We start from the raw sequence: 22820 nt of genomic DNA, 5'->3' as shown, positions 1-22820 counted from the left end.
CCCGCCCGGGGCGGGCGCCCCCCCCCCCAACGGGGGGGGCTGGCCACGACCGCCCCCCCCCCCCCCCCGGCCGGCGGCGCCGCTCGACCCTCCCCACAAGGGGGAGGGTGAAGACCCCACCATCTGCCTCGCCTTGTCGATCGCCATGTACTCGAGCTGACCGCCGCCGATCGTGCCAAAAATCGCCGCCTGCGATACGAGCATGAAGGCGCCCTTCTCGCGCGGAGTCGAGCCTTTGGTGCCGGCCACTTCGACTAGAGCAAGCCGGCCGGCGCTGGCGAGAAAAGCTCTGAGGCTTTGCACTTTCGACTTCATATTTCGCATTCCCGTACGGGAAATATAGGGTTTTTCAGTCTGAATTGCACGTTTTGCCAGAATCCAGGTCAGAGTCAGGCGCTATTCTTGGCTTCACCCTTCAGCCGTTCGATCGCCATCAGCACCCGTTCTGGTGTTGCAGGAGCGTCGAGACGCGGACAGACCTTATGATCGGCCACACTTGCCACCGCGTCCGACAGCGCATGCAGCACAGACATGCCGAGCGGGAAGGGCGGTTCGCCGACCGCCTTGGAACGGTGCACCGTCGGCTCGTTGGCCTCCGGCCAGTCGGCCAGCGTGACGTTGAATATCTTCGGCCGGTCGGACGCGAGCGGGATCTTATAGGTCGACGGCGCATGCGTGCGCAGCCGGCCCTTGTCGTCCCACCACAGCTCCTCCGTCGTCAGCCAGCCCATGCCCTGGATGAAGCCGCCCTCGATCTGGCCGAGATCGATGGCGCGGTTCAGCGAGCGGCCGGTTTCATGCAATATGTCGGTGCGCTCGACGACATATTCGCCGGTCAGCGTGTCGACCGAGACTTCCGAGCACGAGGCGCCATAGGCGAAATAATAGAACGGACGGCCCTCGCCCTTGTCACGGTTCCAGTGGATTTTCGGCGTCTTGTAAAAACCCGCCGCCGACAGTTGGATGCGGGCCATATAGGCCTGCTTGACAAGGTCGGTGAAGGCGATCTCCTGGTTGCCGATGCGCACCCGGTTGGGCAGGAAAAGCACCTGCTCGCGCGGCACCTGGTATTTTTCGGCGGCGAAGTCGGTCAGCCGTTCCTTGATCTGGCGGGCGCCGTTCTGCGCCGCCATGCCGTTGAGGTCGGTGCCGGACGACGCCGCGGTGGCCGAAGTGTTGGGCACCTTGCCGGTGGTCGTCGCGGTGATCTTGACCTGGTCGAGGTCGATCTGGAACTCTTCCGCCACCACCTGGGCCACCTTGACGTAGAGGCCTTGCCCCATCTCGGTGCCGCCGTGATTCAGATGCACCGAACCGTCGGTGTAGACATGCACCAGCGCGCCGGCCTGGTTGTAGTGGGTGGCCGTGAAAGAGATGCCGAATTTGACCGGCGTCAGCGCCAGGCCGCGCTTGATGAAGCGGCTGTTGGCGTTGAAGGCCTGGATGATGCGGCGGCGCCCCGCATAGTCGGCGCTCGCCTCCAGCTCGGCGACGATGCGGTGGATGATGTTGTCCTCGACCGTCTGGTGATACGGGGTGACGTTGCGGCCCCCGTCTTTATCACCACTGGTGCCATAAAAATTCTGCTTGCGGATTTCGAGCGGGTCCTTGCCGACGGCAAAGGCAACCTCGTCGATGACGCGTTCGGCGCCGACCATGCCTTGCGGGCCGCCGAAGCCGCGAAACGCCGTGTTCGACACGGTGTTGGTGTAAAGCGGCGCCGATTGCGCATGCACCGCCGGCCAGAAATAGGTGTTGTCGCAATGGAACAGCGCGCGGTCGGTGACCGGGCCGGACAGGTCCGATGAAAAGCCGCAACGCGCCGCGAACATGAAGTCGACGCCAAGAATGTTGCCGTCGTCGTCGAAACCTACTTCGTAGTCGACGAGGAAGTCATGGCGCTTGCCGGTGGCAATCATGTCGTCGTCACGGTCGGGCCGGATCTTGATCGCGCGATGGTGTTTCTTGGCGGCGATCGCCGCCAATGCCGCAAACTGGTTGCCTTGCGTCTCCTTCCCGCCGAAGCCACCGCCCATACGGCGGATTTCCACCGTGATGGCATTGCTCGGCACGCCCAGCGCATGGCTGACCATATGCTGCACTTCGCTCGGATGCTGGGTCGAGGAATAGATGGTGACGTCCTGGTCCTCGCCAGGAATGGCCACTGCGATATGGCCTTCGAGATAGAAATGCTCCTGGCCGCCGATGCGCATCTTGCCCTTCAGCCGGCGCGGCGCCGACTTGATCGCGGCAGCGGCATCGCCACGCTTCAGCGTGAGCGGCGGCGTGACCAGCTTGTCCTTGCGGGGGTCGAGATCGCCAATGTCGGTGACGAAAGGCAATGGACTGTATTCGACCTTGGCCAGCCGGGTGGCGCGGCGCGCCTGTTCGCGCGTCTTGGCAATAACGCAGAAGATCGGCTGACCATAAAACTGCACCTTGTGGTCGGCCAGCACCGGCTCGTCGTGTCGACCGGTCGGCGAAATGTCATTTTCGCCCGGAACGTCCTTGGCCGTCAGCACATCGACGACGCCCGGCGCCGCGCGCACCGCCGACAGATCCATTTTGCTGATCGTCGCATGCGTCGCCGTGGACAGGCCGAGGCAGCCATGCAGCATGCCCGCCGGTTCCGGCATATCGTCGATATAGACCGCGCTGCCGCTGACATGCTTGTGCGCGGAATCGTGGCGCTGGTCGGCGGCGACGCCACCGGAAATCTTCTGCGCCTTGAGATCTGGAGAGGCGTGCTTGTTCATCAGGCCGCCTCGTTGCGTGACACCTGGAACGGCGCCTTGCTGCCGCTGGTTTCGGCAAAAAAGCGCAGCAGCAGGTTCCTGGCCGCCAGCGCCCGGTATTCGGCCGATGCCCGCATATCGGTCAGCGGGGTGAAATCGCCGGCATATTCAGCCATGGCCGCTTCCACCGTTGTCTCCGTCCACGGCTTGCCGAGCAGCGCTTTTTCGACACCGAAAGCCCGCTTCGGGGTGGCCGCCATGCCGCCATAGGCGATGCATATATCGGCCACGGTTCCGTCCTTGGCCAAGTCGAGGAAAAAGGCGCCAAGGGCTGCGGTGATGTCCTCGTCGCGGCGCTTGGTGATCTTGTAGACGGCAAACTTCGTGCCCTTGGCCGGCACGGGAACGTGCACGGCCTCGACGAATTCGCCTGGCTGCCGGTCCTGCTTGCCATAGGCGATGAAGAAATCCTCGAGCGCGATGGTGCGCCGCTTCTTGCCGCGGCGCAGCGTCAGTTGCGCACCAAGCGCGATCAGGGGCGGCGGCGTGTCGCCGATCGGCGAGCCATTGGCGATGTTGCCGCCGATGGTGCCCATGTTTCGTACCTGTTCGCCGCCGATGCGGTCGAACAATGGCCCGAGCGCGGGGATGCGCTTGGCCAGTGTCGCGAAGGCGTCGGTGTAGGTGACGCCGGCGCCGATGGTGATGACGTCATTGTCTTCGGAGATCGCGCACAGCCCCTCGAGATTGCCGATGAAGACTACCGGTGAGATGTCGCGCATGTGCTTGGTGATCCACAGGCCGACGTCGGTCGAGCCGGCGACAACAGTGGCGCCGGGCTCCTTGTCCAGTACAGCGGCGAAATCGTCGACGTCAGCCGGCACAACCAGCCGCTGCTTGCCGGCGCCGATTTCGACGCGGGCACCGTCATGCATAGCCTCGAGCCTGGCGGTGATCGCCTTGCGCTCGGCCGCCAGCGGATCCTTCGCCGCCTTGCCGTAGCTGGAGATGGCACGCGCGGCGCGCATGATTGCCTCATAGCCGGTGCAGCGGCAAAGATTGCCTTGCAAGGCCTTCTCGATCGCCGCATTCGACGGGTCCGGCGACTTCATCCACAGGCCGTAGAGCGACATGACGAAGCCCGGCGTGCAGAAGCCGCATTGCGAAGCGTGGAAATCGACCATCGCCTGCTGCACCGGATGCAATTGGCCAGGCGCGCCGCGCAGATGCTCGACGGTGACGACATGGGTGCCGTCGAGCGAACCGAGGAAACGGATGCAGGCGTTGACGCTTTCATAAACCAGCTTGCCGGCGGACAATTTTCCGACCAGGACCGTGCAGGCGCCGCAATCGCCCTCGGCGCAGCCTTCCTTGGTGCCGCGCATCGAGCGGTCGAGCCGCAGCCAGTCGAGCAAGGTCGCGTCGGGCGCCACCGACGACAGCGCGACATCCCTGCCATTGAGGATGAAGCGGATCTCGTTGCGTATTGTGATCTTGGCCATGCGTCAGCTCCCCCTGTAGGTCGAGTAGCCATAAGGAGAGATAAGCAACGGCACGTGATAATGCACGGATTCCGCCATGCCGAAGCGGATCGGCACACTGTCGAGGAAGGCCGGTTCCGGCAGTTTGGTGCCCTGGCCGCGTAGATAGTCACCGGCGGCGAACACCAGTTCGTATTCGCCGAGGCGGAATTCCGCTCCTGCCAGCAGCGGCGCATCGCAGCGGCCGTCGGCATTTGTGACGATGGTCTTCAAATGTATCCGCGCGTCGCTCTCAAGATGATAAAGCGCGATCGACAGGCCCGCCGCCGGCTTGCCGGTCGCGGTGTCGAGCACATGCGTCGTCAGACGTCCGCCATCGGCTCTCGACGTTTCTGCCACTGGCGCCTCCCATTTCCGATACAGCCGAACAAAGCAGTGAATTGTGCGCCAATTAAAGGCGATGCATAAGTCCCGGTCGAGCGGAGCGGCACAAAAACACTTTCAAAAATTTCGGGGGAATGCGCAGGCACCCCTTTCGACTATCCTGATCACAACTTCCGGCGGTGTCCGGCAGGAGGGGCAATGCGTTACTCTAGAGACATGCGCGGCTACGGAGCCAACCCACCGGATCCGAAATGGCCAGGCGGCGCGCATGTGGCCGTGCAGTTCGTCGTCAACTACGAGGAAGGCGGCGAAAACTGCGTGCTGCATGGCGACAAGGCTTCCGAAGCCTTCCTGTCGGAGATCGTCGGCGCGGCGCCCTGGGTGGGCCAGCGCCATTGGAACATGGAATCGATCTACGAATATGGCGCCCGCGCCGGCTTCTGGCGGCTGCTGCGCCTGTTCAGTGAGGCTGACGTGCCGGTGACCTGCTATGGCGTCGCCTCAGCGCTTGCCCGCTCGCCCGACCAGGTGGCGGCGATGCAGGACGCTGGCTGGGAAATGGCCTCGCACGGGCTCAAATGGATCGACTATCGCGACCACAGCGCCGAGGACGAACGCCGTGACCTCGAAGCGGCGATCAAGCTGCATTACGAGGTGACGGGACAGCGCCCGACCGGCTGGTACACCGGCCGCACCTCGGTCAATACGGTGCGGCTGGTCGCCGAAGAGGGCGGCTTCGACTATGTCTCCGACACCTACGATGACGAACTGCCCTACTGGTTCGAGCACAGCGGCGGCACGCAGCTCGTCATTCCCTACACGCTCGACGCCAACGACATGCGCTTCGCCACGCCGCAAGGCTTCAATTCGGGCGATCAGTTCTTTGCCTATTTGAAAGACAGTTTCGACACGCTCTGTGCCGAAGGCAAGGCCGGGCGGCCACGCATGATGAATATAGGCCTGCATTGCCGCCTCGTCGGGCGGCCGGGCCGGGTGGCGGCGCTGAAGCGCTTCGTCGATTATGTGAAATCGCACGACAAGGTCTGGCTGGCGCGGCGCATCGACATCGCCAGGCACTGGCAGGAGCACCATCCCTACCAGCCGGCGGCGCTCAAGCCGTCGAAGATGGAGTTCGAGACCTTCGTACACACATTCGGCGGCGTATTCGAACATTCGCCCTGGATCGCCGAACGCGCCTTTGAGCTTGAGCTCGGGCCTGCGCATGACAGCGCCGGCGGCCTGCATAATGCGCTGTGCCGTGTCTTCCGCGCCGCCAGCGAGACCGAACGGCTCGGCGTGCTCAACGCCCATCCCGACCTTGCCGGCAAACTGGCCAAGGCCAAGCGACTTACTGCGGAATCGACGAAAGAACAGGCCTCCGCCGGACTCGACGCGCTGACCGACAAGGAACGCGAACTGTTCTCCAAGCTCAACGCCGCTTACGTCACCACCTTCGGCTTTCCCTTCATCATCGCGGTGCGGGGCAAGACCAAGGAGGAAATCCTCGCCGAGTTCGAGGCGCGCATCGGCAACAGCCGTGGCGTCGAACTCGATACCGCCTGCAAACAGGTCGAGCGCATCGCGCTGCTGCGCCTGAAAGACATGCTCCCGCTCTAATGAAATGACTGAGGGGTCAGGACCCAATGGATATGATCAAGACTGACCAGAAAACCTATTATGCACCGCATGGCGGCCATCCCGGCCAAAATGAGCTTTTGACCGGCCGCGCCGTCTTCACCGAGGCCTATGCCGTCATACCGAAGGGAGTGATGCAGGACATCGTCACCAGCCCACTGCCGTTCTGGGACGAGACCAGGGCCTGGATCATCGCCAGGCCGCTTTCGGGTTTCGCCGAGACATTTTCGCAGTACATCGTCGAGGTCCTGCCCGGCGGCGGCAGCGACCGGCCCGAGCCGGACGCCGGCGCCGAGGGCGTGCTGTTCGTGGTTGAGGGCGAGTTGACCGTTTCGCTGGCCGGCAAGAAGCACGTGCTGCAAGCCGGCGGTTTTGCCTTCCTGCCGCCGGACAGCGGCTGGACGGTGCGCAACGAAGGTCGCGACGCCGTACGCTTCCACTGGATCAGGAAGGCCTATGAGGCCGTCGACGGCATCGACGCGCCGGAAGTCCTGTTCAGCAGTGACCAGCAAATGGCGCCGACGCCGATGCCCGGCACCGAGGGTCGCTGGGCGACGACCCGTTTCGTCGATCCAGCCGACATGCGCCACGACATGCATGTCACCATCGTTACGCTCGAGCCTGGCGCCGTCATCCCGTTTGCCGAGACGCATGTCATGGAGCACGGGCTCTATGTCTTGGAAGGCAAGGCGGTCTACCGCCTCAACCAGGACTGGGTCGAGGTCGAGGCCGGCGACTTCATGTGGCTGCGCGCCTTCTGCCCGCAGGCCTGCTACGCGGGCGGCCCAGGCAAATTCCGCTATCTCCTTTACAAGGACGTCAACCGGCACGCCAAGCTCGGCGGGGCGGGCATTGGCGGTCGCGCGCGGTGACCCGCATCACAGCGCGGCCGCTGACGCGCGAAAGCTTTGCCGGCTTCGGCGATGTCATCGACATGGGCGGCGGCAATCACTACCCGATCAATGGCGGCAAGACCGAGCGCTACCACAATCTCGCCACCGCTGAAGCCGCGGGACCGAATGCCTGCGTGCTGATCTCGATGGCGCGCGGCACGCCTTACGACCTGCCGCTGAAGCTGACCATGGTCGAGCGCCATCCCTTAGGCAGCCAGGCGTTCATCCCGCTATCACCGCGGCCTTTCCTGGTCGTCGTCTGCCATGACGGCAAGGACGGTCCGCGCGAGCCGCACGCCTTCATCACCGCACCCGGGCAAGGCGTCAACTATCCGCGCAATCTCTGGCACGGCGTGCTGACGCCGCTCGGCGAAGCGCAGGATTTCGTCATCGTCGACCGCGGCGGTGACGGCTCCAACCTCGAAGAGTTCCATTTCTCGCACCCCTACGAAATCCATCTCCCCAACGAGACCTGAGAAATGACCGACATATCGCTGATCGACCGCCTGCTCGATGTCATCGAGCACGACATCGTGCCGAAAACGGCAGAGGGCGTGGCCCATGGGAACAAGCTGTTCGGCGCCGCCATCCTGCGGAAGGGCGACCGCTCGCTGGTGCTGGCCGAAACCAACAACGAGATGGAAAATCCGCTCTGGCATGGCGAGGTGCACTGCCTGAAGCGTTTCTATGAAATGCCGAAAGCCGAGCGCGTCGACACCAAGGACGCCATCTTCATCGCCACGCATGAGCCCTGCTCGCTCTGCCTGTCGGCGATCACCTGGACCGGCTTCGACAATTTCTACTACCTCTTCAGCCACGAGGATTCACGCGACAGCTTTGCGATCCCGCACGATCTGAAAATCCTGAAAGAGGTCTTCACTCTTGATCCCGGCGGCTACAATGCCGAGAACACTTATTGGAAGAGTTTTTCCATTCGCAGGCTGGTGCGGGCGCTGCCCGAGGCCGAGCGCGGCCGGCTTGAGGCAAGGATCGGCAATATTTCCACCCGCTACGACGAACTGTCCGGCGCTTATCAGGCGCGCAAGTCCGAAAACGACATTCCGCTGAACTGACGCGGATTGCCTAGCCTACCTTCGCGTTTTTCAGCACCTCGTTGATCCTGGCCTGCCAGCCCTTGCCGGTCGCCTTGAATTTACTGATGACATCCTGATCCAGACGGATGGACACGACTTGCTTAGGCTTCTCCACGGCTGGCCGGCCACGAGCACGCCTTATGCTCTCGAAAAGTTCTGGAAACACTTCCGCGAAAGGCCTGGCTTGCGCCAACTGTTCGTCTGTCGTCTCCGCATCGTCGGGATCATCAACAATTTGTCTTTGAATTTCCACTTCCTCCGCATCGGTAAGCGGTCGAACACGCGATTTAGGATTGTTCATATACTGACCTTTCCTTTCGGCTGGCACGGCGCATCGAGATCACCGAAATCGCCTCCGAACCAAGCGGCTTGAAAATCACGGCCAGGATGATCTCTCCGAATTCGCCAATCGCCTTGAACCGGTCGGCCTTGGCTGGAAGGACGGTTGAAGTCGCAAAAAACTCAATATCGAGTTCGGCAAAATCGAGACCCCGGCTGTCCAGGTTCGTCACGCGCTTTGGCTCATCCCAAACGATGTTCAGGCGAAACCATCCTCATCACGTTGGGTTCAGGTAATAAATGTAATACATTAATTATAATCCTGCAACATCAGGGCAAAACAATCGGACTACATATCGTGGCGTCGTCGCGGCGACACCGGCCGTCGCCCGTTTGACTTCATGACATGCCCGCTTCATGCGTCACTGACATCCTGGAGCATCGCATGAAAACCATCACCGAATTTCCCCGCAAGGTCATCGAATTCCCCGATATGGGCATCGTCATGCCGGATGGTTGCCGGCTGTCGGCGCGGGTGTGGATGCCGGACGATGCGAGCGAGGATCCGGTGCCGGCAATCCTTGAGCACCTGCCCTATCGCAAGCGCGACGGCACCATCTTTCGCGATCAACTGACGCATCCCTATTTTGCCGGCCACGGCTACGCCTCGATCCGCGTCGACATGCGCGGCAATGGCGATTCCGAAGGGCTGATGGACGACGAATATTCCGAGCAGGAATTGCAGGACGCCTGCGATGTGATTGCCTGGGCGGCAGCACAGCCCTGGTGCAATGGCAGTGTCGGCATGATGGGCATTTCCTGGGGCGGCTTCAACTGCCTGCAGGTGGCGGCCAAGCAGCCGCCGGCGCTGAAGGCGGTGATCAGCCTGTGCTCGACCGTCGACCGCTACGCCGACGACATCCACTACAAGGGCGGCTGCCTTTTGACGGAAAATTTCGGCTGGGCCTCGACCATGTTGTCCTATTCGTCGCGACCGCCGGATCCGCTGATTGCGGGCGACAACCGCTGGCGCGACCTCTGGCTGACGCGGCTGGAGAACCAGTCTTTCCTTCTGCCGCTCTGGCTCAGCCATCAGCATCGCGACGCCTATTGGAAACGCGGTTCGATCTGCGAGGATTTCTCCGCGGTCAAAGCCGCCGTGCTGTCGATCGGCGGCTGGCATGACGGCTACCGCAACACGATTTCGCATCTGGTCACCAACATCCAGGCGCCGGTGAAGGGCATTGTCGGGCCATGGATCCACAAATACCCGCATTATGCCGAACCCAAACCCGCCATCGGCTTCCTGCAGGAGGCGTTGCGCTGGTGGGACAGCTGGTTGAAGGGCGTCGACACCGGCGTCGAGGCCGACCCGGACTACCGCGCCTATGTCATGGACAGTGTGCGGCCGGCGCGCTGGCACCCGGAGCGGCCGGGCCGTTGGGTGGCCGAACAGGAATGGCCGTCTCCCAACATCAAGGTCGGGGCGATCGAACTCATTGCTGACGGCGTCAGGCCGGCGATCGTGGCGACCCCGCAAAGCTGCGGGCTCGCCGGCGGCGAATATTTTCCCTTCACCTTTGGCCCGGAACTGCCGGGCGACCAGCGCCCGGACGATGCGCTGTCCGTCTGCTTCGATCAGCCTGTGCTTGCCGAGACACTCGACATCGTCGGCGCGCCGGAGCTTCTCATCCGGGTGTCGTCCGATCGCCCGCAGGCGAACATCGCGGTTCGACTGTGCGACGTGCACCCCGACGGCGCCTCGGAACTGATCTCCTACGGCGTGCTCAACCTGACGCATCGTTCTTCGCACGAACAGCCGCAAGCGCTGGTGCCGGGCGAAACGGTTTCGGCGCGCGTTATTCTCGACCAGTGCGCCTACCGCGTGCCGGCCGGACACCGCCTGCGCATCGCGGTTTCCAATGCTTACTGGCCGATGATCTGGCCGTCGCCGGAGCCGGTGCGGCTCGACCTTTCAGCGGCGACGCTGAGGCTGCCGCTGCGCCCGCTCGCAAAAGCCGACGAGACCTCGTTCCAGTCTCCCGAAGGCGCAACACCCTGGGCAACCGCGACAGTTCGTGCAGCGAATTCCGAGCGTCACGTCGATCGCGATGAGAAGACCGGCATCGTCACGCTGTCGATCACGGATGATTTCGGAGAAGTGCGCGATCTCGCGCATGGACTGGCCAATGGCAGCATTGCCCGCGAGAGCTGGACGATCCACCCCGACGAGCCGCTGTCTGCCTCGGGTCGCACGCACTGGACGCAGACCTTGTCGCGAAACGGATGGTCGGTGCGCACCGAGACGTCGGCTGAAATGCGCTGCGATGCGCAAAACTTCATCGTCAGCGCCAGAATCGAAGCCTATGAGGGCGAAACGCTGGTTTTCGAACGCGATTTCGAAGAGACGATCCCGCGCGACCTGCTCTGAGCGTCGACCCGACTGGTCCAGTTGCGACGCACGATTTACGCCACGGCATGTCGCATTCCGTCTTGCTTACGGCTTTGCCTTCCGGTCAATATCCCTTTGGTAACAACAAGCAAAAAACGACCATAAGGTCGAACCAACAGAGTGAGGAACTCAAATGTCCAACGAACTCGAATATCTGAGCCGGCGCGTTGCGTCTGGCAAGCTGAGCCGTCGTGATTTCCTCGGCCGCGCCGCAGCACTCGGCGTCACAGCGCCCTTCGCCAATATGCTGCTTTCCAGTGCGGCTCGCGCGGAAGGCCCGGTCAAGGGCGGCACGCTGAAGGCCGGCCTCGTCGGCGGCGAATCCACGAACAGCCTGGACCCGGCTTTGTTCATGACGCAAGTGCCGTTCGCTTTTGGCAAGATGTGGGGCGAGCTGATCGTCGAGCTGTCCCCGGAAGGCAAACTCGAGAACCGCATCGCCGAAGAGATCGGCTCGTCGGACGACGCCAAGGTGTGGACGCTGAAAATCCGCGACGGCGTCGAATTCCACAACGGCAAGACGGTGACCGCTGAGGATGTGGCGGCAACCCTCGAGCGCCATTCCGATGAAAAATCGAAGTCCGGCGCGCTGGGCTACATGAAAGGCATCGACAGCATCAAGGCCAGTGGCAAGGAAGTCGTCCTGACGCTGAAGGAGGCCAACGCCGACCTTCCCTATCTCCTCAGCGACTACCACCTCATCGTCCAGCCCAACGGCGGCAAGGACAAGGCGGATGCCGGCATCTCGGCAGGACCCTACAAGGTCACCACCAACGAGCCCGGCGTGCGCCATGGCGGCGAGCGCTTCGCCAATTACTGGCAGGCCGACAAGATGGGCCATGCCGACCAGATCGAGATCATCGTCATCAACGACGCGACCGCGCGCACGGCGGCCCTGCAGGGCGGCCAGGTCAACATGATCAACCGCGTCGAGCCGAAGATCGTCGACCTCATCAAGCGCGTACCGGGCGTCACCATCCGCAACCATGCCGGCCCCGGCCACTACGTCTTCATCATGCATTGCAACACCGCGCCCTTCGACAACAGCGACCTGCGCATGGCGCTGAAGCTCGCGATCGACCGCGAAGAGATGCTGAACAAGGTGCTGCGCGGCTACGGCTCGCTCGGCAACGACTTCCCGATCAATTCGTCCTATCCGCTGTTTTCCGAGATCGAGCAGCGCAAATATGATCCCGACAAGGCCAAGTTCCACTACAAGAAGTCGGGCCATGACGGCACCGTGCTGCTGCGCACCTCCGACGTCGCCTTCCCGGGCGCGGTCGACGCCTCGCAGCTCTTCCAGCAGAGCGCGGCCAAGGCCGGCATCAAGATCGAGCTCAAGCGCGAGCCCGGCGACGGCTACTGGAACGAGGTCTGGAACAAGCAGCCCTTCTGCGCCTCCTATTGGGGCGGCCGCTCGACCCAGGACCAGATGTACTCGACTGCCTATCTGTCGACCGCCGACTGGAACGACACCCGTTTCAAGCGTCCGGACTTCGACAAGCTGGTGCTGGCCGCACGCGCCGAACTCGACGAGACCAAGCGCAAGCAGATGTACCACGACATGGCCGTGCTGGTGCGCGACGAGGGCGGCCTGATCCTGCCGATGTTCAATCAGTTCATCGATGCGACAGGCGCTAAGGTCGGCGGCTGGGTAGACGATCCGCATCAGGAGCTGATGAACGGCTACGCGCTGGCGAAGTGCTGGCTCGAAGCCTGAGCCCGGCTTTGCGGATATGTCCTCACCCGTCGTGAAACTTGTGGCCCAGCGCGTTGCGCTGGGCATCGTCCTCTTGCTGGCCGTTTCGGTCCTGATCTTCGCCGGCACCCAGATCCTGCCCGGCGACGTCGCGCAAGCCATTCTCGGACAGTCGGCGACGCCGGAATCGCTCGCCAATCTGCGCGAGCAGCTCGGCCTGAATCAGCCGGCTTACATCAGGTATTTCCATTGGCTAGGCGGTGTGCTCACCGGCGATCTTGGCACGGCGATGTCGAGCGGCCAGGATATCGCGACCTCGATCAAGGGGCGGCTGTGGAACACGCTGTTTCTCGCCTTCTGGGCGGCGGTCGTGGCCGTGCCGCTGGCGATCATCCTCGGCCTGATCGCCGTGCGTTACCGCAACGGTTGGGTCGACAAGCTGATCTCCGGCCTGGCGCTCGCCTCGACATCTTTCCCGGAATTCTTCATCGGCTATGTGCTCGTCTATTTCTTTGCCGTGAAGTATCAATGGTTCCCGGCCATTTCCACGGTCTATGACGGCATGCCGTTCGGTGAGCGCATGCAGGCGATCGCGTTGCCAGCCACCGCGCTGACGCTGGTTGTGCTGGCGCATATGATGCGCATGACCCGCGCGGCCATCCTCAACGTCATGCAGTCGGCCTATGTCGAGACGGCAGAACTGAAAGGCCTGTCGGCCTTCAACGTCATCCGCAAGCATGCTTTCCCCAATGCCATAGCGCCGATCATCAACGTCGTCATGCTCAACCTCGCCTACCTCATCGTCGGCGTCGTCGTGGTCGAGGTGATCTTCGTCTATCCCGGCATGGGACAATATCTGGTCGACCACGTCACCAAGCGCGACGTGCCGGTGGTGCAGGCCGTCGGCCTGATCTTTGCCGCTGTCTACATCACTCTCAACATCATCGCGGACATCGGGGCGATTGTCGCCAATCCGCGCCTCAGACATCCGAAATAGGCGGCGGGCATGCTCGATATCAAACGCATCCCCATTCCCGCGCTGATTGGCATCGTACTGACGACGATGTTCGTCGTGGCGGCTGTCTTCGCGCCATGGATCGCACCACACGGCAATGCCGAGATTGTCAGCGACGTTCCTTGGGAACCGATGTCCGCAGCGCATTGGCTGGGCACCGACAATCTCGGCCGTGATCTTCTGTCGCGCATGATCTACGGCGCTCGCATCACGCTGTTCATTGCGGTGCTGGCCACCGCGCTGTCATTCTCGCTTGGCGCCATCCTCGGCTTTTCGGCGGCGGTGTTCGGCGGCTGGTTCGACACGCTTCTGTCGCGCCTTGTCGATCTGCTGATGTCGATCCCGACCCTGATCATGGCGCTCGTCGTGCTTTCGGTGCTGCCGACCAATCTGGTGACGCTGATCCTGGTGATGGGCGTCCTCGACTCGACCCGCGTCTACCGGCTGTCGCGCGCGGTGGCCGTCGACATCAACGTCATGGATTATGTCGAGGCCGCCAAGCTGCGGGGCGAAGGCAGCGGCTGGATCATCTTCCGCGAGATCCTGCCCAACGCGCTGTCGCCGCTGGTCTCGGAACTTGGCCTGCGCTTCATCTACGCGGTGCTGTTCTTGTCGACGCTGTCCTTTCTCGGCCTTGGCGTGCAACCGCCGGATGCCGACTGGGGCGGCATGGTCAAGGAAAACAAGGACGGCATCGTCTTCGGTATCGGGGCGGCACTCATCCCCGCCGCGGCGATCGCAGCACTGGCGATTTCGGTCAATCTGGTCGCCGATTGGGTGCTCAACCGCACGACAAGCCTGAAGGGAGGACGCGGGTGATGGCTGACACAAAAGCAAAGCCCGGCCTGCTGCTCGATATCCGCAATCTGCGCATCGAAGCGACAGTGTTTCCGCCCGGCGAGGTGCCGAAGAACATCGTTTTGGTCCACGATGTCTCGCTGACGCTGGAAAAGGGCAAGGTGCTCGGCCTGATCGGCGAGTCCGGCGCCGGCAAGTCGACCATCGGCCTGTCGTCGATGGGCTATGGCCGTGGCGGCGTGCGCATCACCGGCGGAGAGGTGCTGCTCAACGGCCGCGATATTCTCAAGGGGGGCAAGGAAGGTTTCCGCAAATTGCGCGGCCGCGAGGTCTGCTATGTCGCGCAGTCGGCGGCCGCCGCCTTCAACCCGGCGCACAAGCTGATGGACCAGGTGGTGGAAGCAACGCTGCTGCACGGCACGGCGACACGCGCCGAGGCCGAGAAACGTGCCGTGGCGTTGTTCAAGAAGCTCAGCCTGCCAAACCCCGAAATCATCGGCGAACGCTTCCCGCACCAGGTCTCCGGCGGTCAGTTGCAGCGCGTGATGACGGCTATGGCGCTGTGTTCGGAACCCGACCTGATCGTCTTCGACGAGCCGACCACGGCGCTCGATGTGACGACGCAGATCGACGTGCTGGCGGCGATCAAGGACGCCATCCGCGACACCCATGTCGCGGCGCTCTACATTACCCACGATCTTGCCGTCGTCGCCCAGGTCTCGGACGAGATCATGGTGCTGCGCCATGGCAGGCTGGTCGAATGGGGCGGCACTCGCCAGATCATCAAGGAGCCGCGCCAGGAATACACCAATGCGCTGGTCTCGGTGCATGAGATCGAGCATGCCGAGCAGAAGCCCGGCGCCGCGCCGTTCCTGTCGGTCAAGAACGTCACCGCCGCTTACGGCGGCAGCCACGTCAAGGTGCTGAAGAACGTCTCGGTCGACATCTATCCGGGACAGACGCTGGCCGTCGTCGGTGAATCCGGCTCCGGCAAGTCGACGCTGGCGCGCGCCATCACCGGGCTGTTGCCGCCGGAAGAAGGCACCGTCACCTTCGACGGCAGGCCGCTCGCCAACAGGCTTGCCGACCGGCCGAAGGAGGATCTGCGGCAATTGCAGATGATCTACCAGATGGCCGACGTGGCGATGAACCCGCGCCAGACCGTCGGCACCATCATCGGCCGGCCGCTGGAATTCTACTTCGGCATACGCGGCCGCGAGCGCGACAAGCGCGTCGCCGAACTGCTCGACGAGATCGAGATGGGCAAGGGCTTTCTCGATCGTTATCCGGCCGAACTCTCCGGAGGCCAGAAACAGCGCGTCTGTATCGCCCGCTCGCTCGCCGCCAAGCCCAAGCTGATCATCTGCGACGAGGTGACATCGGCGCTCGACCCGCTGGTGGCCAACGGCATTCTCAAGCTGCTGCTCAACCTGCAGCAGCACGAGAAGGTCGCCTACCTCTTCATCACTCACGATCTGGCGACGGTGAAGTCGATCGCCGATTCGATCGCGGTGATGTACCGCGGCGAGGTGGTGCGCTATGGCGCCAAGAGCAAGGTGCTGACGCCGCCCTTCGACGCCTATACCGACCTGCTGCTGTCGTCCGTTCCCGAGATGGAGATCGGCTGGCTGGAAAAGGCGATCAAGGGACGGCGCATGGCGAGCGCGGGGAATTAGTAGGGAATTCGCGGCCTTTGTCGCGAAAACTTCCTTCAACGGCAAAAGCTTTCCGGAGCCGCCCATGGCGCTCAAGACCAAACTGCTGCTCATCATTCTCGACGGCGTGCCCTACCGGAACTGGCGCCGGCTGATGGGCAATCTCGAGGGCTGGGTGCAGTCGGGCGAGGCGCAGGTGTGGAAGATGCGCTCGGTGCTGCCGTCGACCTCGGCCTGCTGCTATGCCTCGATCCACACCGGCGTTTCGCCGCAGGAGCACGGCATCCTGTCCAACGAAAACCGGTTTCTCGTCAACAAGCCGGATATTTTCTCCGAAATCAGCAAGGCCGGCGGCAAGACCGGCGCGGTGACGCACTCCTACTGGTCCGAATTCTTCCGCTCCTATCCGTTCGACCTGATCGAGGACATGGAGTTCGACGAGCCCAACGGACCCATCACGCATGGCCGCTTCCACACCATGACCGGCTATAATGCCCGCAACCAGATGACGCCGAGCGATGTCGACCTGTTTGCGACGCTGACCATGCTGACCCGGCGCCATGATATCGACTACGGGATCCTGCACACCTGCACGCTGGATTCGATGGGTCATCGCTTCGGCCATGACTGCCACGAAATGGACCATGCCTGCTATGCGATGGACGGCATGCTGGCAGCCTTCCTGCCGGGCTGGCGGCAAGCCGGTTACGAGGTGATCGTAACCGCCGACCACGGCCAGACAGACCGCGGCCATCATGGCGGCCGCGACGATGAAATGCAGGATTTCGCGCTGTATTATTTCGGAGCCGGCAAAGGGCCGGATGCGGACACGCTGCTTGATCAGCTGCAACTGGCGCCGACGGTGCTGAAGCGGCTGGGTGTGCCGGTGCCGGAGACCATGAAGGCTAAGCCGTTTTTGGGGTGACGGAGGTCGTCGCTGAGCCGCCGTTCGCTACCCCCCTCTCCCCGTCACTATACGGGGAGAGGGTAAGGGTGAGGGGCAGCGCAACATCAAACATAAATACCCCAACGCCGGTGCCGCCCCTCATCCGGCTGCCGCCACCTTCTCCCCGTATAGTGACGGGGAGAAGGGAGACACTCTGGCAACACTCACCTTCTTCGGTTAGCTTCGCCAAAATTCCTTGGCGGAAGGATGAACCTTTTTGAACCGATCGGCGACAGAGCAGACAGGAGCCAGGCGGCTCGACCGGCCATGACGGCAGCGACCGAGACTGATCGCGCGCTTGTCGACCGGGTCGCGAAGGGCGACCGTGCCGCTGTTCGGCTGCTGTTCATGCGTCACCACGCGCGGGTCTACCGCTTCGTGGTGCGCCAGACGGGATCGGAAATGATGGCCGACGATATCGCAAACGAGGTCTTTCTTGAGCTGTGGCGCCAGGCGCCCGGTTTCGAAGGGCGCTCGGAAGTCTCGACATGGCTGCTCGGCATCGCCCGCTTCAAGGCGCTGTCGATGCTGCGCAAGAAAAAAGAAGACTGGATCGATGACGACGATGCGGCGCAGGTTCCCGATGGCGCCGACACGCCGGAAGTCGCCACCATGAAGGAAGACAAGGGCGCCGCCTTGCGGCGCTTCGTCGATGCCTTGCCGGAGGAACACCGCTCGGTGGTCGACCTTGCCTATTACCATGGACAGTCGGTGACGGAGATCGGCGAGGTGCTCGGCATCCCGGTCGCCACTGTCAAGACCCGAATGTTCTACGCCCGCAAGAAACTCGGCGAAGCCCTCAAGGCCGCCGGTTACGACAGGGGGTGGCCATGAGCAATCCTGAAGATATGAGCGCCGCTGGAAAAATGTCACGCCGCGACGAAATGGAAACGCTGCTGCCGTTCTACCTGAACGGCTCGCTGGAAGGCTCGGACCTCGAAGCCGTCGAGGAATGGCTGGCGAGCGATCCGGCGGCGATGGCGGCGCTTGGCGAGGCTGAGGCGGAATTCTCCGGCGCCACCGCCGCCAACGAGGCGATCCGGCCACCGGCCGATGCGCTCAGCCGCTTTGCCAGGGCGCTCGACGCCCAAGCCGGCCCGGTCCGCGCTCCCGCGGGCCGTTCCTGGCTGGCGCAGGCACTCGGCCGGTTCACGGCGATGCCGGCCACGGTCGGCTGGGCGGCAGCGGCGGTGCTGCTGGCGTTGGTCGTGGTGCAGTCCTACGTGCAGACCGGCGGCAAGAGCCATGATTTCGAGGTTGCCGGCGCCGAGGATGAGCTGACGAAACTGCCGTTCGCGCTGGTCAAGTTCAAGCCGGATGCGAAGATGTCCGACATCGCCGCCTTCCTCGACCAGAACGCGCTGAAGATCGCCGGCGGGCCGACCGCCTCGGGCGTCTTCCGCATTGCCATCCCGGTCAAGACCGGAGCAGACTACACCAGGCTCGTCGGCCTTATTGCCGCCCAGCCGTTCGCGGAGACTGTGATCGAGGGAAGGAAACCGGTTGATGGCAGCTAGGGCGGTCATTCGATTTGCGGCGATCCTGGTGGCGGCGACGACAATCGTCGCCGTGCCGGCGTCGGCGCAGACCAATGATCCCAATGCCGGCCGGGCCGACTGCACCGACGCGGCCGGAGCGGCGGCTGCCGACTGCCCGAAAGACGGCAATGAGGCCAACGTCGGCGGCGAACCAGGCGCAGTTACCCTTCCGGCCCTGATCGTCGACCTGTTTCCCAACCCACCGGTTCCCGAAGCGCCCGTGCCGACGCCACGGCCGTCAGCGCCGCCTGCCGACACGCAGGCCGGGCCACCCGCCGGCGGGGCGATCGTTTCGCCGACCGATCTTGTCGCGACCGCGCCGCGCCGTGCCATCGCCGGCGAGTTCGTGCCCGACGAGGTGCTGGTGACCGTCGACGGCGATGCCGGCGCCGTCCAGCAGATCGCCGCCTCCTTCGGCCTTGAAGTGCGCTCGCAGCGCCAGTCGCGGCTGCTCGGCACCACACTGGTGCGCTTCGGCATTCCCGACGGCCGCCCGGTCGGCGCCGTGCTGGCGCAGCTGGCCGCCGATGGCCGCACCCTGCGGCGCGAGCCAAACCATATCTATTCGCTGCAGCAGGCGGCCGGCATCGTCAACTATGCCTTCGAGCGCATTCAGCTCGACAACAAGCAAGCCAGTGGCGAAAACGTGCGCATCGCCGTCATCGACACCGGCATAGACGACACCAATCCGGCGCTGTCCGGCGTCATTGCCGACCAGTTCGACGCCATGCCCAACGTGCCGGTCGAAAAGCGTGACCACGGTACCTCGGTCGACGGGCTGATCGCCGGCGTCGGCGCGCTCGAAGGCATGGCGCCCGGCGCCAGGATCTATCACGCCCGCGCCTTCGAGGACGGCAGGTCGACCATGGATGTCATCCTGTCGGCGCTCGACTGGGCGGCGGACCAGAATGTCAGCATCATCAATATGAGTTTCGTCGGCCCCAAGAACGATCTGCTCGCCACCGCCTGCCGCAATGCGCGCGGGCTCGGCATCATCCTGGTCGCTGCTGCCGGCAACAACGGGCCGAAAGCGCCCTATGGCTACCCCGCCGCCTATGACGGCGTCATCGCGGTCACCGCCACCGACGCCAAGGACGGGCTGATGCAGCAGGCCAATCGCGGCGCTTATGTCTTCATCTCGGCGCCCGGCGTCGAGATGGTGGCGCCGAGCGGCGCCGGCTCTGACGTCGTCACCGGCACCTCGTTTGCTGCCGCGATCGTGTCCGGCGCTATCGCCAATTTGATCCACGCTTCACCCGAGCGCTCCGCCGACGACATCGAAAAGGCGCTGGCGGCCACCGCCAGGGACCTTGGCCCGAAGGGACGGGACAATGATTTCGGTTATGGGCTGCTGGATACGAAGGCGGCGGCGAACAAGTAAACCGGGCGAATTTCGCGCCACCAATTCAGAGCGCCGGACCGAGCCGGACAGGGCTGCCATCACAGAAGCGCGACAGCCGGAAGCGGCTGAGGTCGTGCCCGGTCAGGTTTCCTTGGATCATGTCGGCAACGACGCGGCCTATACCAGGCCCGATGCCGAAGCCGTGACCGCTCATTCCCGTCGCGACGAAAAGGCCGCCGACTGCCTCAACCCGATCCACGACAGGGACGACGTCCGGCATGGCGTCGATCATGCCGCCCCAGCCTGCCTTCAGGCGAACTGCTTCGAACTGTGGAAAAAGACACCCGAAGTTACGTTCTATCGAACGCAGACCGGCTCGTTCAGGGGGCGGGTTCAGCACTCGCATTTTTTCGAAAGGACTGACGGAATCCGGCGCCCAATCGCGCGGCGTCGACCAGGCGTCAGGGTAGCCTGACGGGGCGAACGGAAAGTAGCGCGTCCCGAACGGATTGTCCCTGAGGGCGGGAAGGTATTTGGTGGCGTGCCGGAATGCGTCGGGCCCCAAATAAAGCAAATGGCTGCCGCCCGCGGCGAGCGTATATCCGCCATCCTGCCTGCGCCGGAACGCGATGTGTTCGTCGGCTGCCGCACCTGCATAGACCTCAGGCATGGGCTCCGTTGCGGCCACGGTTACCCTGACGCTGAGCTGGGGGATGGAGACGCCGTGTCTTCTCAGGAACAGGGATGACCAGGCGCCGCCCGCGACCAGCACGCTGGAGGCCTCGACATACCCCGCCTCGGTCCACACGCCCTTGACCTTGCCGGCCGAGATTTCGAGGGCTCGCGCCGCACAATTCTCGACAATTTTGACGCCTTTTCGCACGGCAAGCCGGGCAAGCGCCGGCACGGCCAACCAAGGCTCCGCCCGCATGTCGGAGGGCGTCGTCATCGCGCCCTTGAATTTGCGTGACATGCCTTTGATGAGCTTCGCGGTTTCATCTGCGTCCAGCAGGCGCGTGTCGAGCGCATGGATCGCTGCGATCTTCATGAACGCTTCGAAGCCGGCCATGTCCTTGTCCGAGTTCGCCAGGTAGGTCACGCCCGTCTGGGTCAGCCCGATGTCTTCGCCGCACTCCTCGGCCAACTGCCGCCACAGGCGAATAGCCTCGATGACGACAGGCAGTTCATCCGCGTCTCGCCCCTGCTTTCGGATCCAGCCCCAATTGCGCGACGACTGTTCGGCCGCAACGCGTCCTTTTTCCAGCAGCGTCACCGCAATGTTCCGCTGCGCCAGGAAAAGCGCCGTCGTCACGCCGATGATGCCGCCACCAATTATGACCACCTCCGACGTTTTCGGCGGTGGGCCAGGATGCCGGATTGGATCCGTTTCGGAGAACGGGAATATGGGCAAGTGGCGCACCCTGAGGACTGGTTGATGGCTCTGGCTTACTGGTTGCCACCCACTCGAAGCCAAATCAAGGACAGGTCCAGGCAGACCGTTGTCCCAACAAAGTCAATCTATCTGCGGGCAACATCCACAAGGGTGAACTTGCCCAGCGGAGCGATGGATTAATCCCTAGACGGGGGCGCCTGCGACCGAACCCCTCACCACCAGATCGACTGGCCAGACCTCGCCTCGCGCCCCTTCTTCCAAGCCGGAAATGCGCGCTGCCAGGCGTTCGGCGATGCGGGCGCCGGCGAGGCGGATCGACGAGCGCGTCGTCGACAGCGGCACGGAAAAATTCTCCGGCTTCAGCCATGGAAAGACGTCGTCATGGGCAATCAACGACAGGTCGCCGGGAATGGTCAGGCCAAGGTCGCGCACCGCGCGCACGACGCCGAGCGACATGATCAGGCTGGAGCAGGCGATCGCCGTCGGTCGCTCGCTCTGTTCGAGCAGGCGCCTGGCGGCGCGGTAGCCGTTCTCCTCGGTCATGGTGAGTGAACAGACATGGCGCTCGCCGAGCGTCAGGCCGCTCGCGGCCAGCGCCCTGCGCATGCCGCGCTCGCGGTGGATGGCGAAGGTCTCGCGGTCGTCGCCATTGATCAGCGCCAGCCGCCGGTGGCCGAGCTGAACCAGCAGCCGGGCGGCGTCGTGGAAGCCGCCCTCATTGTCGATGTCGGTGAAGGGGTAGTCGAAATCGGAGCCTTCGCTGCGGCCATGGACGATGAAGGGAATGCCGAGCGTGTTGACCAGCGCCACCCGCCGGTCGGCCGGGCGCGGCGAGGAGATGTAGACGGCGTCGACCTGGCGGTTGGCGACGATGCGGCGATAGGTGGTTTCCTGGTCGTCGGCATCGGCCGGCGACAGCACCAGGTCGAGCTCGTGCGAGCGGGCATAGTCGCCGAGACCCGACAGGAACTCGACGAAATGCGGGTCGATGTCGACGGAGGCGCCCGTCGGCAGCACATAGCCGATCATGCCCGTCTTGCCGGTCGCCAGCCGGCGCGCGCTCGGGTTGGGCCGGTAGCCGTGGCGCTTGGCGGCATCCACCACGCGCCGGCGGGTTTCCTCGTTGACCTCCGGATAGCCGTTGAGCGCACGGCTTACCGTTGTCTGCGACAGGGCTAGCATATGAGAGAGCTGCTTCAGGTTCACTGGGAGGCCTCCAAGCCTCAAAGCGCTTTTAATTTGGAAGCCACGCGGCGCCACAACGGGCGCGGCCAAGCTGGTCGACCATACGCACTGGTCCGGCCAGTTTGAAGCTTAATACGCTGCTGCACCGCCGTAAAACTATGCTGCAGTGCACTTTACCAAGTCACTCCAGCTCGGAATTAAATCGATTAGCCCACCGCCCTCTTGACTCCCAGCCGATTCAATGGCGAGATCAAAAAGACCAAAGCGCTTTGGAAGACTCTTCGAAAGGGTGCGGT

General features: G+C 63.4%; 21 protein-coding genes. 13 read left to right on the top strand and 8 right to left on the bottom strand.

The annotated features are described in order from the left end of the window. From NKH35_RS16450 to uraH, 4 genes are all read right to left on the bottom strand, one after another. A partial coding sequence (locus NKH35_RS16450) for an XdhC family protein (RefSeq protein ID WP_352915389.1) occupies window positions 1-315 on the bottom strand: 315 nt, incomplete at its 3' end. 74 nt (window positions 316-389) lie between these two features. Beyond that, window positions 390-2756 carry a xanthine dehydrogenase molybdopterin binding subunit gene (gene xdhB, locus NKH35_RS16445; RefSeq protein ID WP_023732617.1) on the bottom strand — a complete coding sequence of 789 codons (2367 nt, stop codon included), beginning with the start codon at window positions 2754-2756 and terminating at the stop codon, window positions 390-392. Continuing rightward, on the bottom strand, window positions 2756-4237 hold the full coding sequence (gene xdhA / locus NKH35_RS16440; protein ID WP_023732616.1) for a xanthine dehydrogenase small subunit: 1482 nt from the start codon (window positions 4235-4237) through the stop codon (window positions 2756-2758). The genes xdhB and xdhA overlap by 1 nt, the downstream gene beginning before the upstream one ends. A gap of 3 nt (window positions 4238-4240) precedes the next feature. Further along, entirely contained in the window at window positions 4241-4615 is a 375-nt protein-coding gene (gene uraH, locus NKH35_RS16435) for a hydroxyisourate hydrolase (protein WP_023683492.1), read from the bottom strand. 183 nt (window positions 4616-4798) lie between these two features. Between uraH and puuE the strand changes: the two genes are divergently transcribed. From puuE to NKH35_RS16415, 4 genes are read left to right on the top strand one after another with little or no spacing between them, the layout of a single operon-like run. Beyond that, window positions 4799-6217, top strand: a complete 1419-nt coding sequence (gene puuE, locus NKH35_RS16430) for an allantoinase PuuE (protein ID WP_023732615.1) — start codon at window positions 4799-4801, stop codon at window positions 6215-6217. A 32-nt stretch (window positions 6218-6249) separates the two neighbouring features. Continuing rightward, window positions 6250-7107, top strand: coding sequence for a bifunctional allantoicase/(S)-ureidoglycine aminohydrolase (locus tag NKH35_RS16425; RefSeq protein WP_460221618.1), 858 nt, complete (start codon window positions 6250-6252; stop codon window positions 7105-7107). Next, window positions 7104-7604, top strand: coding sequence for an ureidoglycolate lyase (locus NKH35_RS16420; protein ID WP_023732614.1), 501 nt, complete (start codon window positions 7104-7106; stop codon window positions 7602-7604). Before NKH35_RS16425 ends, NKH35_RS16420 begins: the two co-directional genes overlap by 4 nt. 3 nt (window positions 7605-7607) lie before the next feature. Continuing rightward, window positions 7608-8201: a nucleoside deaminase gene (locus NKH35_RS16415; protein ID WP_352461199.1), complete on the top strand. Its 594-nt coding sequence runs from the start codon at window positions 7608-7610 to the stop codon at window positions 8199-8201. A 10-nt stretch (window positions 8202-8211) separates the two neighbouring features. Here NKH35_RS16415 and NKH35_RS16410 read toward each other — a convergent pair whose 3' ends face one another. Next, the gene (locus NKH35_RS16410; RefSeq protein ID WP_023671384.1) at window positions 8212-8523 is read right to left on the bottom strand and encodes a BrnA antitoxin family protein; all 312 of its coding nucleotides are present in this window, start codon (window positions 8521-8523) and stop codon (window positions 8212-8214) included. Beyond that, a complete protein-coding gene (locus tag NKH35_RS16405) occupies window positions 8510-8764 on the bottom strand; it encodes a BrnT family toxin (protein WP_023732612.1) in 255 nt (84 codons plus the stop codon). The genes NKH35_RS16410 and NKH35_RS16405 overlap by 14 nt, the downstream gene beginning before the upstream one ends. A gap of 182 nt (window positions 8765-8946) precedes the next feature. Here NKH35_RS16405 and NKH35_RS16400 point away from each other — a divergent pair, with 182 nt between their 5' ends. From NKH35_RS16400 to NKH35_RS16360, 9 genes are all read left to right on the top strand, one after another. Beyond that, a complete protein-coding gene (locus tag NKH35_RS16400) occupies window positions 8947-10932 on the top strand; it encodes a CocE/NonD family hydrolase (RefSeq protein ID WP_023732611.1) in 1986 nt (661 codons plus the stop codon). Window positions 10933-11086: 154 nt separating this feature from the next. Next, entirely contained in the window at window positions 11087-12673 is a 1587-nt protein-coding gene (locus NKH35_RS16395; protein ID WP_023671387.1) for an ABC transporter substrate-binding protein, read from the top strand. 16 nt (window positions 12674-12689) lie between these two features. Beyond that, window positions 12690-13649 carry an ABC transporter permease gene (locus NKH35_RS16390; RefSeq protein ID WP_352915385.1) on the top strand — a complete coding sequence of 320 codons (960 nt, stop codon included), beginning with the start codon at window positions 12690-12692 and terminating at the stop codon, window positions 13647-13649. A 9-nt stretch (window positions 13650-13658) separates the two neighbouring features. Then, window positions 13659-14486 carry an ABC transporter permease gene (locus tag NKH35_RS16385; RefSeq protein WP_023703637.1) on the top strand — a complete coding sequence of 276 codons (828 nt, stop codon included), beginning with the start codon at window positions 13659-13661 and terminating at the stop codon, window positions 14484-14486. Then, window positions 14486-16141, top strand: coding sequence for an ABC transporter ATP-binding protein (locus NKH35_RS16380; RefSeq protein WP_352535465.1), 1656 nt, complete (start codon window positions 14486-14488; stop codon window positions 16139-16141). Before NKH35_RS16385 ends, NKH35_RS16380 begins: the two co-directional genes overlap by 1 nt. 64 nt (window positions 16142-16205) lie before the next feature. Further along, a complete protein-coding gene (locus NKH35_RS16375) occupies window positions 16206-17045 on the top strand; it encodes an alkaline phosphatase family protein (RefSeq protein WP_023806209.1) in 840 nt (279 codons plus the stop codon). A 288-nt stretch (window positions 17046-17333) separates the two neighbouring features. Further along, window positions 17334-17900 (top strand): sigma-70 family RNA polymerase sigma factor, encoded by a 567-nt coding sequence (locus NKH35_RS16370; protein WP_023725917.1) that lies wholly within the window; start codon window positions 17334-17336, stop codon window positions 17898-17900. 14 nt (window positions 17901-17914) lie between these two features. Further along, window positions 17915-18583 (top strand): hypothetical protein, encoded by a 669-nt coding sequence (locus NKH35_RS16365; protein WP_023806208.1) that lies wholly within the window; start codon window positions 17915-17917, stop codon window positions 18581-18583. Beyond that, window positions 18573-19985 (top strand): S8 family serine peptidase, encoded by a 1413-nt coding sequence (locus tag NKH35_RS16360; RefSeq protein ID WP_286455612.1) that lies wholly within the window; start codon window positions 18573-18575, stop codon window positions 19983-19985. The genes NKH35_RS16365 and NKH35_RS16360 overlap by 11 nt, the downstream gene beginning before the upstream one ends. A 25-nt stretch (window positions 19986-20010) precedes the next feature. On the opposite strand, the gene NKH35_RS16355 is transcribed toward NKH35_RS16360, so the two are convergent. Beyond that, window positions 20011-21357, bottom strand: a complete 1347-nt coding sequence (locus NKH35_RS16355) for an NAD(P)/FAD-dependent oxidoreductase (protein ID WP_023806207.1) — start codon at window positions 21355-21357, stop codon at window positions 20011-20013. 165 nt (window positions 21358-21522) lie between these two features. Then, window positions 21523-22545, bottom strand: a complete 1023-nt coding sequence (locus NKH35_RS16350) for a substrate-binding domain-containing protein (protein WP_023729697.1) — start codon at window positions 22543-22545, stop codon at window positions 21523-21525. Window positions 22546-22820 lie beyond the last annotated feature (275 nt).

Origin of the sequence: Mesorhizobium sp. M1143 (genome assembly GCF_040318435.1) — a bacterium.
Classification (GTDB): domain Bacteria; phylum Pseudomonadota; class Alphaproteobacteria; order Rhizobiales; family Rhizobiaceae; genus Mesorhizobium.
The sequence above is the reverse complement of the archived record's forward strand: the minus strand, read 5'-3'. Positions and strand labels throughout refer to the sequence as shown.

What these genes read in the sequence shown, in the direction of transcription:
- NKH35_RS16425 (WP_460221618.1), top strand. Translation starts at nt 6,250, where the DNA reads ATGATCAAGACTGACCAGAAAACCTATTATGCACCGCATGGCGGCCAT.
- NKH35_RS16365 (WP_023806208.1), top strand. Translation starts at nt 17,915, where the DNA reads ATGAGCGCCGCTGGAAAAATGTCACGCCGCGACGAAATGGAAACGCTG.
- puuE (WP_023732615.1), top strand. Translation starts at nt 4,799, where the DNA reads ATGCGTTACTCTAGAGACATGCGCGGCTACGGAGCCAACCCACCGGAT.
- NKH35_RS16375 (WP_023806209.1), top strand. Translation starts at nt 16,206, where the DNA reads ATGGCGCTCAAGACCAAACTGCTGCTCATCATTCTCGACGGCGTGCCC.
- NKH35_RS16380 (WP_352535465.1), top strand. Translation starts at nt 14,486, where the DNA reads ATGGCTGACACAAAAGCAAAGCCCGGCCTGCTGCTCGATATCCGCAAT.
- NKH35_RS16400 (WP_023732611.1), top strand. Translation starts at nt 8,947, where the DNA reads ATGAAAACCATCACCGAATTTCCCCGCAAGGTCATCGAATTCCCCGAT.
- NKH35_RS16415 (WP_352461199.1), top strand. Translation starts at nt 7,608, where the DNA reads ATGACCGACATATCGCTGATCGACCGCCTGCTCGATGTCATCGAGCAC.
- NKH35_RS16395 (WP_023671387.1), top strand. Translation starts at nt 11,087, where the DNA reads ATGTCCAACGAACTCGAATATCTGAGCCGGCGCGTTGCGTCTGGCAAG.
- NKH35_RS16360 (WP_286455612.1), top strand. Translation starts at nt 18,573, where the DNA reads ATGGCAGCTAGGGCGGTCATTCGATTTGCGGCGATCCTGGTGGCGGCG.
- xdhA (WP_023732616.1), bottom strand. Translation starts at nt 4,237, where the DNA reads ATGGCCAAGATCACAATACGCAACGAGATCCGCTTCATCCTCAATGGC.
- NKH35_RS16390 (WP_352915385.1), top strand. Translation starts at nt 12,690, where the DNA reads ATGTCCTCACCCGTCGTGAAACTTGTGGCCCAGCGCGTTGCGCTGGGC.
- NKH35_RS16410 (WP_023671384.1), bottom strand. Translation starts at nt 8,523, where the DNA reads ATGAACAATCCTAAATCGCGTGTTCGACCGCTTACCGATGCGGAGGAA.
- xdhB (WP_023732617.1), bottom strand. Translation starts at nt 2,756, where the DNA reads ATGAACAAGCACGCCTCTCCAGATCTCAAGGCGCAGAAGATTTCCGGT.
- NKH35_RS16370 (WP_023725917.1), top strand. Translation starts at nt 17,334, where the DNA reads ATGACGGCAGCGACCGAGACTGATCGCGCGCTTGTCGACCGGGTCGCG.
- NKH35_RS16385 (WP_023703637.1), top strand. Translation starts at nt 13,659, where the DNA reads ATGCTCGATATCAAACGCATCCCCATTCCCGCGCTGATTGGCATCGTA.